We start from the raw sequence: 9,675 nt of genomic DNA, 5'->3' as shown, positions 1-9,675 counted from the left end.
GCGGGGGGGGGGGTGGTTGGTGGGTGGGGCCCCCCCCCCCCCAGGCTTCCGCCCCCCCCCCCCCCCCCCCCGGCGCCGCCCCCCCCCCCGGGGGGGGGGCCCCCCACGCCCGGTCAGGCCAGCGTGATCTGGTCGCCGCTGACCTTGATCTCCTTGGCCGCGAGCGGCTTCGTGGCCGGTCCCTGCTTCACCGACCCGTCGCTGATCGAGAACCGGCTGTTGTGGCAGGTGCAGTTGATGGTGCCGCCGTCGACGTTCGACACCGGGCAGCCCTGGTGCGTGCAGATCGGGTCGAAGCCCTTGAACTGGCCCGCCTCGGGCTGGGTGATCACCACGCCCTTGCTGGCGTACACCGCGCCGCCACCGACCGGGATGTCGGTGGTGCGGGCCAGCGGACCGCTGCTGTCCCGGTTGCCGCCGCCCGCGTCGCCGGTGGCGCTGGCGCCGGGCGGTCCGCCGCTGGTCGGGGCCGCCCCCGGGGTGGCGTCGTCGCCGCCGCAGCCCGCCAGCACCACGGCCGCGCCGACCGCGCCGGCGCCCGCGAGCAGGGCCCGGCGGCTCTGGGTGACCGGTCCGGTCGGCACCTGGTCGTCAGTCATCTCCGGCCTCTCTCTCGGCTGTCGCCACCGGCTTCATGATCCGTGGCCACACTGCGATACACGCACCAGGGTGGCGCACGGTTCATACCGGCGCGTCACGAACCGCGTATCCCCGCGGCCGGACCGGCCATGGCGGCCCGGCCGGGCCCGCGTCGGTCAGCACGGACGGGCCGGGTCCGGCCCGCCCGCGCGTACGCGTCGGTCAGCGCGCCCCCGCCGGCACCTTACGGGCCCGCGACTTGGTGGCGCCGTTGGCCTTGGCCGCCCGGGTGGTGGCCGCCTTGGCGCCCTTGGCGTCGCCGGCCAGCTTGAGGATCGGCCGCAGGAACTCACCGGTGTGGCTCTCGGGCACCTCGGCGACCTCTTCCGGGGTGCCGGTGGCGAGCACCGTGCCGCCCCGGTGACCGCCCTCCGGGCCCATGTCGATGAGCCAGTCGGCCGTCTTGATCACGTCGAGGTTGTGCTCGATGGTGATCACCGTGTTGCCCTTGTCGACCAGGCCCTCCAGCACCATGAGCAGCTTGCGGATGTCCTCGAAGTGCAGGCCGGTGGTGGGCTCGTCGAGCACGTAGACCGTCCGCCCGGTGGAGCGCTTCTGCAGCTCGGAGGCGAGCTTCACACGCTGCGCCTCGCCGCCGGAGAGCGTCGGCGCGGGCTGGCCGAGACGCACGTAGCCCAGGCCGACGTCGACGAGCGTCTTGAGGTGCCGGTGGATGGCCGGGATGGCGGAGAAGAACTCGGCCGCCTCCTCGATCGGCATGTCCAGCACCTCGGCGACCGTGCGGCCCTTGTAGTGCACCTCGAGCGTCTCGCGGTTGTACCGCGCGCCCTTGCACACCTCGCAGGGGACGTAGACGTCCGGCAGGAAGTTCATCTCGATCTTGATGGTGCCGTCGCCGGAACACGCCTCGCAGCGCCCGCCCTTGACGTTGAACGAGAACCGGCCCGGACCGTACCCCCGGACCTTGGCCTCGGTGGTCTCGGCGAAGAGCTTGCGGACGTGGTCCCAGACGCCGGTGTAGGTGGCCGGGTTGGAGCGCGGGGTGCGCCCGATCGGTGACTGGTCCACGCCGACGACCTTGTCCACGTGCTCCAGGCCGGTGATCCGGGTGTGCCGGCCGGGCACCAGCCGGGCGCCGTTGATCTGGTTGGCGAGGACCGTGTAAAGGATGTCGTTGACAAGCGTCGACTTGCCCGAGCCGCTCACCCCGGTGACCGCGATGAGCTGACCGAGCGGGAAGCTGACGGTGAGGTTGCGCAGGTTGTGCTCGCGGGCGCCGTGCACCACCAGTTCCCGGCCCGGCGTCTGCGGACGGCGGGTGGCCGGCGTCGGGATGGCCCGGCGACCGGCCAGGTACGCGCCGGTGACCGACTCCTCGTTCTCGAGCAGCGCCGGCACCGAGCCGCTGTGCACGATCTTGCCGCCGTGCTCGCCCGCGCCCGGGCCGATGTCGACGATCCAGTCGGCCACCCGGATGGTGTCCTCGTCGTGCTCGACCACGATCAGCGTGTTGCCCAGGCCGCGCAGCCGCAGCAGCGTCTCGATGAGCCGGTGGTTGTCCCGCTGGTGCAGGCCGATCGACGGCTCGTCGAGCACGTAGAGCACGCCGACCAGACCGGAGCCGATCTGGGTGGCGAGCCGGATGCGCTGCGCCTCGCCGCCGGAGAGCGTGCCCGCCGGCCGATCCAGGGAGAGGTAGTCCAGACCGACGTCGAGCAGGAACTTCAGCCGGGCGTTGATCTCCTTGAGCACGCGCTCGGCGATCATCTTCTGCCGGTCGGTCAGCTCGATGCCGGCGAGCAGGTCGGCCGCCTCGCCCACGGAGAGGTTGCAGACCTCGGCGATGCTCTTGCCGGCCAGCGTGACCGCGAGCACCTCCGGCTTGAGCCGGGCGCCCCCGCAGGCCGCGCACGGCACGTCCCGCATGTACCCCTCGTACTTGTCGCGGGACCACTCGGACTCGGTGTCGGTGTGCCGGCGCTCGATCCACTGCACCACGCCCTCGAAGCCGGTGTAGTAGGAGCGCTCGCGACCGTACTTGTTGCGGTAGCGGACGTGCACCTGGTCGTCGGAGCCGTGCAGGATCGTCTTCTGCGCCCGCGACGGCAGCGCGCGCCACGGCGTGTCGACGTCGAAGTGCTGGCTCTCGCCGAGCGCCTCCAGCAGGCGCAGGAAGTATTCCAGGTTGTGCCCGGTGGCCCAGGGCTGGATCGCGCCCTCGCGCAGCGTGCGCTCCGGGTCCGGGATGATCAGCTCGGGGTCGACCTCCTTCTTGGTGCCCAGACCGGTGCACTCCGGGCAGGCGCCGTAGGGCGCGTTGAAGGAGAAGACCCGGGGTTCCAGGTCCTCGATCGCGAGCGGGTGGTCGTTGGGGCAGGCCAGGTGCTCGGAGTAGCGGCGCTCCCGGGCCGGGTCGTCCTCCGGCAGGTCGACGAAGTCGAGCAGCACCAGGCCGTCGGAGAGGCCGAGCGCGGCCTCGACCGAGTCGGTCAGCCGCTGCTTGGCGCTCCGCTTCACGCTGAGCCGGTCGATGACCACCTCGATGGTGTGCTTCTCCTGCTTCTTGAGCTTCGGCGGCTCGGTCAGCGGGTGCACCACGCCGTCGACCCGGGCCCGGGCGTAGCCCTTGGCCTGGAGTTCGGCGAAGAGGTCGACGTACTCGCCCTTGCGGCCGCGCACCACCGGCGCGAGCACCAGGAACTTGGTGCCCTCGGGCATCGCGAGGACCCGGTCGACGATCTGCTGCGGGCTCTGCTTGGAGATCCGCTCGCCGCAGATCGGGCAGTGCGGCTCACCGATGCGGGCGAAGAGCAGCCGGAGGTAGTCGTAGACCTCGGTGATGGTGCCGACGGTGGAGCGCGGGTTGCGCGAGGTGGACTTCTGGTCGATGGAGACGGCGGGGCTGAGACCCTCGATGAAGTCGACGTCAGGCTTGTCCATCTGACCGAGGAACTGCCGGGCGTACGACGACAGCGACTCGACGTAACGGCGCTGCCCCTCGGCGAAGATGGTGTCGAACGCCAGGCTGGACTTGCCCGAGCCGGAGAGCCCGGTGAAGACGATCAGGGCGTCCCGGGGCAGGTCGAGACTGACGTCACGCAGGTTGTGCTCGCGCGCGCCACGGATGATCAGACGGTCGGCCACGGTGCGTGTGCTCCCGGAAGAAGAATGTGAGGCGAAGTCTGTTTTTCCCGAATTGCGGGGCGCGGGGAAAGCGCCCCGGCAACTCTAGCCCCGAGGTGTGACAACTTCCGGCGCGCGGACATTCCCCCAGCTCAGAGTGCGCCGGGAGTGGGCGGCGTCGCCGGACGCCCGGTGCGTCGCCGCCCACCGCGCCAGCCGCCCCGCCGCTCGGCGGCCACCCGGGCCGCGCGGCGACCGCTCTCGTACGCCAGCTCCCGCTGCAACCGGCGCCAGTTCTCCCAGCGGCGGGCCGGCAACGCGCCGCTGTCCAACGCGTCCCGCACCGCGCAGGCCGGCTCGGCGTCGTGCGCGCAGTCGGCGTACCGGCAGCCGGTGGCCAGCTCGGCGATGTCGGCGAACGCCCGGTCCAGGCCGGTGGCGCCGTCCAGCAGGCCGACCGCCCGGACGCCGGGGGTGTCCAGCACCGCGCCCCCGCCCGGCACCGGCACCAGCGCCCGCCAGGTGGTGGTGTGCCGCCCCTTGCCGTCGACCCGGCGGATCGCCTGGGTGGGCATCACGGCCGCCCCGGCCAACGCGTTGACCAGGCTCGACTTGCCCGCCCCGGACGGGCCGAGCAGGCCCAGCGTGCGCCCCGGCGCGACGTGCCGGCGCAGCGGCGCCAGGCCGGTGCCGCGCTCGGCGCTGACCGGCAGCACCGGCACCCCCGGGGCCAGCTCGGCGAGCTGCCGGGCCACCGCCGCCGGGTCGGCGGCCAGGTCGGCCTTGGTGAGCACCACCAGCGGCTCGGCGCCGGACTCGTGGACGAGGGAGAGCAGACGCTCGATCCGGGCGGCGTCCGGCGCCGGGTGCACCGGCTCGATCACCGCGGCGGTGTCGAGGTTGGCGGCCAGCACCTGGCCGCTGGCGTCCTTGCCGGCGGTGCGCCGCACCAGCGCGGTGCGCCGGGGCAGCACCGTCTCCACGGTGACCGGGCCGTCCGGCCAGGTGGCCAGCAGCACCCAGTCACCGGCGCAGGGCAACGCGGTCAGGTCGCGGGCCGCGGCGGCGAGCACGCCGCCGCCGAGACTCGCCCGTACCGGCCCCTCCGGGCGCAGCACGGTGCACACGCCGCGGTCCACCCGGGCCACCCGCCCGGGTCGGTGGTCGGCGCGTCGATCGAGGTGGGTCGCCCAGTCGGCGTCCCAGCCGAGGGCGGTCAGGTCGAGGGTCATGGCGTCCTCATCGGGCTCGTGGGGATCAGGGCGGACACACGCGCGGGGACCGGCATGCGCACCACCTCCCTCCGACTCCCGGCGTCACGGCGCGAAGCCGTCGGCCCCGACGGTAGGACGCGCGGCGACGCGCCGAAAGCGATTTCCCCGGCGGCGCGGCGCGGGCCGGCCCGCTACTGTCGAACCCGATGACGACTGACCCCCTGCTGCTGACCGGCGAGCTGGCCGAGGCGAACGACCGGCTGCTGCGTACCGTGACCGCCCTGGCCGCCGCGGACGTCGCGGCGCCGTCGCTGCTGCCGGGGTGGACCCGCGCGCACGTGCTCACCCACCTGGCCCGCAACGCCGACGGGTTCGTCAACCTGCTCACCGCCGCGCGCACCGGCGCGGACATCCCGATGTACGCCTCGGTCGAGGCGCGGAACGCCGACATCGAGGCGGGCGCCGGGCGCGGCCCGGCCGACCTCCTGGACGACCTGCGTCGCAGCGGTCAGCGCTTCGACGTGGCGGTGGCGGAGATGCCGCCCGGGGCGTGGGGCGCCACGGTGCAGACCCGGCGCGGCCCGTGGCCGGCGGCGCTGCTGGTCTGGGCCCGGCTGCGCGAGATCGAGGTGCACCACGTCGACCTGGCCGCCGGCTACCGGCCGGCGGACTGGCCGGAGGCGTTCGCCCAGCGGCTGCTGCACGAGGTGGCCACCGGGCTGGCCGACGACCCGGCCGCGCCGGCCATGCTGCTGCGGCCCGACGGCCCGGCGCGCGACCTCGTCGTGGGCGACCCCGAGGGCGCGCCCACGATCACCGGCCCCGCGCCGGAACTCGCCGCCTGGCTGACCGGCCGGGGCACGGGCGAGCTGCTCACCGTCGATCCCGACGGCCCCCTGCCGAACCCACCGGAATGGATCTGAACCCCGTCATGACCTACACCGGAGACGTCACGCCCGGCGGCCCGCCGGCCGTGCGCGAACTCGACCGGCTCACCGTGACCAAGCTGTCGGTGGGCCCGATGGACAACAACGCCTACCTGCTGCGCTGCCGCGCCACCGGCGAGCAGGCGCTGATCGACGCCGCCAACGAGGCGCCCCGGCTGCTGGAGCTGGTCGGCGACGGCGGGCTGGCGACGGTGGTGACCACCCACCGGCACATGGACCACTGGGTCGCGCTGGAGGAGGTGGTCGCGAAGACCGGCGCCCGCGCGCTGGTGCACGCCGACGACGCCGAGGGCCTGCCGATCGCCGCCGAGCCGCTGCACGAGGGCGACACGGTCCGGGTCGGCGACTGCGAGCTGGAGGTGATCCACCTGCGCGGGCACACGCCGGGGTCGATCGCGCTGCTCCACCGCGACCCGTCCGGCACCCCGCACCTCTTCACCGGGGACTCGCTCTTCCCCGGTGGTGTCGGCAACACCGACCAGGACCCGGAGCGCTTCGGCCGGCTCATCGACGACGTCGAGGCGAAGCTCTTCGACCGGCTGCCGGACGACACCTGGTTCTACCCGGGTCACGGCAAGGACAGCACGCTCGGCGCCGAGCGGCCCGCCGTGCCGCAGTGGCGGGCCCGCGGCTGGTGACCCGCGCCGGGTCCGGCCTCCCCCGTGGCGGCCGGACCGGGTGGGCGGGGCCGTCATGCCGAGCACGCCATGCCCGGCCGGCCACCCGGCACATCGGGCGTGATCCCCCAGCCGCCCCGGAGATCCCCTCCGGATGGTCCCCGAGGGTCAGCGGGGGCGCAGCACCTGGACCCGGCGTACCGGGGAGTCGACCGAGGGCTCGGTGGTGGGCACCGGGTAGCTGGCCACCAGTTCCAGCCCGGCCGGCGGCAGGTGGCCCCGGTCCGGGTCGCCGACCAGCACCTCGACGCCCCGGTCCGCGCTCCGTCGCAGGTAGGGCAGCACCCGCGCGGCCAGCTCGGCGTCGTAGAGGGCGTCGCCGGCGACCAGCAGGTCGACGCCGGCCACCCCGTCGAGCAGGTCGTCGCTGTCGACGGCCACCCGGACCCGGTTCGCCCGCGCGTTGACGGTGACGGCGGCCACCGCGTACGGGTCGACGTCGTTGGCGACCACCCGGTCGGCGCCGGCGAGCGCCGCGGCGATGGCGACCAGCCCGGAACCGGCGCCCAGGTCGAGCACGCGCCGCCCGGCGGCGAGTTCGGGATGGTCGAGCAGGTGCCGGGCCAACGCCTGCCCACCGGCCCAGACCGAGGCCCAGTACGGCGGCGGGAGCGGCCGCCCGGCGGCGGCCTCCATCCGCGCCCACCACAGGATGGCGTCCTCGGCCAGGTGCAGCCGCACCTCGGGCACGAACGGCGTGGCCACCAGGCGCAGGCGGTCCGGGCCCGCACCGGGCGCCGTGATCTCCCGTTCCAGGTCGGTCAGCGCCGTTGTTGTGCTCATCCGGGCAAGCATGCCGTGCCCCGGGTCGGGTCGGGGAGGGTTTCCGGTTCGCAGGTATTCGTGAGCCACGCCGGCACTTCCGCCAGCGGATCCGGGTTCGGGCGGTTACTGTCGAGGAGGTACAGGGGCGATCACCGACCGCGGGTCGGTGCTCACCCGCATTGAACAGGGAGAGACGCATGGCAACCGGCACGGTCAAGTGGTTCAACTCGGAAAAGGGCTTCGGCTTCATCGAGCAGGACGGCGGAGGCCCGGACGTGTTCGTCCACTACTCGGCCATCCAGAGCGGTGGCTACCGCGAGCTGAACGAGGGCCAGAAGGTCGAGTTCGAGGTGACGCAGGGCCAGAAGGGCCCGCAGGCGGACAACGTCCGTCCGATGTGACGTAGTGCCGGTGGCGGCGGTCGGGCTCCGACCGCCGCCGCAGCGCGTCGTCAGGCGGGTGCCGCCGGCAGCTCACGTCGCCGGCGGAGCGGCCCGATCAGCAGGATCAACGGGGTGAGCGCCAGCCAGGCGGTCATCAGCCGTATCGCGCCTCCCGGCCCCCAGGCGGCGCCCACCCCGCCGGCGACCAGCGCGGCGAGCGGGATGGTGCCGTAGTTGAGCAGGTGCATGCTCACGGTGACGCGGCCGAGCAGCCGGTGCGGCGTGTACGTCTGCCGGAAGCTGCCCTTGACCACGTTGCCGACCGCCACGCCCAGGCTCACCAGCGCGCCGCCGAGCACCAGCCAGGCCACCCGCGCGCCGGGGCCGGCGAGCGGGATCAACAGCGCGGGCGGCCCGGTGAGCGCGCCGGCGAGCAGCAGCGCGCGGGCGGTGCCGAGCCGCCGGGCCAGCCGGGCGGCCAGCGCCGCGCCGACGACCCCGCCGACGCTGGCCAGGCCGATCAGGAGGCCGACCAGGCCGGCCGGCAGCCCGGCCGAGCGGACCAGGAAGACGACCAGCACCGCCTGGTAGCCGGTGAGCCCGATGTTGCTCGCCGCGCCGAAGACGGTCAGCACCCGCAGGTACGGATCCCGGGCGACGAAGCGCAGCCCGTCGGCCACGTCCCGGCGCAGGGACGCCGTCCCGGTGGCCCGGCACGGGTGTGGCTCGACCGCGCGGATGCGGTGCAGGCACAGCGCGGACGCCAGGAAGCTCACCGCGTCCAGCGCCACCGCGGTCACCGCGCCGGCGAGCTGGGCGATCAGCCCGGCCAGCCCGGGGCCGAGCAGGTAGCTCGCGGTCTGGGTGGCGTGCAGCCGGGCGTTGGCCGGCGGCACCTGCTCGGGCGGCAGCAGGGTGGGCAGGTAGACCTGGTCGGCGGTCTCGAAGAAGACCCGGGCCAGGCCGGCGCCGAGCGCCACGACCAGCAGGTGCCCGACGGTGAGCAGGTCGAGCAGCGCGGCGACCGGGACGCTGGCGAACAACGCGGCGGCGACCAGGTCGGCGGCGATCATCACGGGCCGACGACGGACCCGGTCGACCCACGCTCCGACCGGCAGGCCGGCCAGCAGCCAGGGCAGCCAGGCGGCGGCGGTCAGCACCGCCACCTGGAACGTGCTGGCGTCGAGCACGGCCACGGCGACCAGCGGCAGCGCCACGGCGGTCATGTTGCTGCCCACCGCGCTGATGGTGTGGCCGGTCCAGAGCAACCGGAAGTCGCGTTGCCGGAACAGGCCGCCGGACGGCGCGACAGCGGGCGGCGCGGCGGCGCCGGCCGGGGCGGTCACGGCCGGGCCGGGACGCCGTGGCTGAACACGAAGACCGGCTCGCGGCGCTGTCCGTCGTCGGGGACCGGACGGTCGGCCCAGCGGCTGAACAGCGCGATCACCTCGCGGCTCAGCTCGGCCAACTCGTCCGGGGTCAGGCGCAGCCAGTGGTCGGTGCTGAACGGGGCATCGCCCCAGGCGGCGTGCGTCTCGTCGGCGGCGGCGTGCCAGGCCCGCACCAGGGCGGTGTGCCGCTCCAGGTTGAGCGAGCCGGCCGCGTCGGCCACGACCCGGGTGGACGGGTCGTCGTCGAAGTCGGACTCGGACCACCGCACGCCTCTGCTCCGCAGCTTCCACCAGCGTTCCCGCCGGTCGCGGGCCAGCTCGGGCGCCTCGACCAGCAGGTCGGCGGCGGCCAGCACCTTCAGGTGGTGACTGACGTTCGCCGGGGCCTGGTCGGTGCGCTCGGCGAGCAGGCCGACGGTGCACGGGCCGTACACCTTGAGCACGTCCATGAGGCGGCGGCGCAGCGGATGGGCGAGCGCGGCGAGCACCCGCGAGTCGGTGACCTGGCGCACGGTGGGTTGGTCCATGCGACCGAGTCTGACATTCGCAAGAGCTGTTGCGCAATGACTGTTGCC

General features: G+C 74.2%; 9 protein-coding genes. 3 read left to right on the top strand and 6 right to left on the bottom strand.

Annotation, left to right across the window (positions count from 1 at the left end; all coding sequences use genetic code 11):
• Nucleotides 1-113 precede the first annotated feature (113 nt).
• The 3 genes from ACLQ2W_RS21040 to rsgA all read right to left on the bottom strand — a co-directional run bounded on the left by ACLQ2W_RS21040 (nucleotide 114) and on the right by rsgA (nucleotide 4,955).
• Complete coding sequence (locus tag ACLQ2W_RS21040) at nucleotides 114-599, bottom strand: Rieske (2Fe-2S) protein (protein WP_425787866.1); 486 nt, start codon at nucleotides 597-599, stop codon at nucleotides 114-116.
• A 202-nt stretch (nucleotides 600-801) separates the two neighbouring features.
• A complete protein-coding gene (gene uvrA, locus ACLQ2W_RS21035) occupies nucleotides 802-3,744 on the bottom strand; it encodes an excinuclease ABC subunit UvrA (protein ID WP_425787865.1) in 2,943 nt (980 codons plus the stop codon).
• Between the two features lie 131 nt (nucleotides 3,745-3,875).
• Nucleotides 3,876-4,955 carry a ribosome small subunit-dependent GTPase A gene (gene rsgA / locus ACLQ2W_RS21030; RefSeq protein ID WP_405090405.1) on the bottom strand — a complete coding sequence of 360 codons (1,080 nt, stop codon included), beginning with the start codon at nucleotides 4,953-4,955 and terminating at the stop codon, nucleotides 3,876-3,878.
• Between the two features lie 188 nt (nucleotides 4,956-5,143).
• On the opposite strand from rsgA, the gene ACLQ2W_RS21025 reads away from it, so the two are divergent.
• Together ACLQ2W_RS21025 and ACLQ2W_RS21020 are read left to right on the top strand one after the other, a co-directional pair.
• Nucleotides 5,144-5,860 (top strand): maleylpyruvate isomerase family mycothiol-dependent enzyme, encoded by a 717-nt coding sequence (locus ACLQ2W_RS21025; protein WP_405090406.1) that lies wholly within the window; start codon nucleotides 5,144-5,146, stop codon nucleotides 5,858-5,860.
• Between the two features lie 8 nt (nucleotides 5,861-5,868).
• Nucleotides 5,869-6,522 carry an MBL fold metallo-hydrolase gene (locus ACLQ2W_RS21020; protein WP_425787864.1) on the top strand — a complete coding sequence of 218 codons (654 nt, stop codon included), beginning with the start codon at nucleotides 5,869-5,871 and terminating at the stop codon, nucleotides 6,520-6,522.
• A 147-nt stretch (nucleotides 6,523-6,669) separates the two neighbouring features.
• Here the strand turns inward: ACLQ2W_RS21020 and ACLQ2W_RS21015 are convergent, their stop codons facing one another.
• On the bottom strand, nucleotides 6,670-7,344 hold the full coding sequence (locus ACLQ2W_RS21015) for a class I SAM-dependent methyltransferase (RefSeq protein ID WP_425787863.1): 675 nt from the start codon (nucleotides 7,342-7,344) through the stop codon (nucleotides 6,670-6,672).
• A gap of 179 nt (nucleotides 7,345-7,523) precedes the next feature.
• Between ACLQ2W_RS21015 and ACLQ2W_RS21010 the strand changes: the two genes are divergently transcribed.
• Nucleotides 7,524-7,727: a cold-shock protein gene (locus ACLQ2W_RS21010; RefSeq protein WP_091059998.1), complete on the top strand. Its 204-nt coding sequence runs from the start codon at nucleotides 7,524-7,526 to the stop codon at nucleotides 7,725-7,727.
• A 50-nt stretch (nucleotides 7,728-7,777) separates the two neighbouring features.
• On the opposite strand, the gene ACLQ2W_RS21005 is transcribed toward ACLQ2W_RS21010, so the two are convergent.
• Together ACLQ2W_RS21005 and ACLQ2W_RS21000 are read right to left on the bottom strand one after the other, a co-directional pair.
• Complete coding sequence (locus ACLQ2W_RS21005; protein WP_425787862.1) at nucleotides 7,778-9,055, bottom strand: MFS transporter; 1,278 nt, start codon at nucleotides 9,053-9,055, stop codon at nucleotides 7,778-7,780.
• Nucleotides 9,052-9,627 (bottom strand): ArsR/SmtB family transcription factor, encoded by a 576-nt coding sequence (locus ACLQ2W_RS21000; RefSeq protein WP_425787861.1) that lies wholly within the window; start codon nucleotides 9,625-9,627, stop codon nucleotides 9,052-9,054. The genes ACLQ2W_RS21005 and ACLQ2W_RS21000 overlap by 4 nt, the downstream gene beginning before the upstream one ends.
• Nucleotides 9,628-9,675 lie beyond the last annotated feature (48 nt).

This window comes from Micromonospora sp. DT227 (assembly GCF_049841835.1).
Classification (GTDB): domain Bacteria; phylum Actinomycetota; class Actinomycetes; order Mycobacteriales; family Micromonosporaceae; genus Micromonospora.
Note: the sequence above shows the minus strand (reverse complement) of the source record. Positions and strands in the feature narration are given on the sequence as shown.

Excerpts from the sequence above, each read along its gene's own strand:
- rsgA (WP_405090405.1), bottom strand. The coding sequence starts at position 4,955 with ATGACCCTCGACCTGACCGCCCTCGGCTGGGACGCCGACTGGGCGACC.
- ACLQ2W_RS21000 (WP_425787861.1), bottom strand. The coding sequence starts at position 9,627 with ATGGACCAACCCACCGTGCGCCAGGTCACCGACTCGCGGGTGCTCGCC.
- ACLQ2W_RS21040 (WP_425787866.1), bottom strand. The coding sequence starts at position 599 with ATGACTGACGACCAGGTGCCGACCGGACCGGTCACCCAGAGCCGCCGG.
- ACLQ2W_RS21020 (WP_425787864.1), top strand. The coding sequence starts at position 5,869 with ATGACCTACACCGGAGACGTCACGCCCGGCGGCCCGCCGGCCGTGCGC.
- ACLQ2W_RS21010 (WP_091059998.1), top strand. The coding sequence starts at position 7,524 with ATGGCAACCGGCACGGTCAAGTGGTTCAACTCGGAAAAGGGCTTCGGC.
- ACLQ2W_RS21025 (WP_405090406.1), top strand. The coding sequence starts at position 5,144 with ATGACGACTGACCCCCTGCTGCTGACCGGCGAGCTGGCCGAGGCGAAC.
- ACLQ2W_RS21015 (WP_425787863.1), bottom strand. The coding sequence starts at position 7,344 with ATGAGCACAACAACGGCGCTGACCGACCTGGAACGGGAGATCACGGCG.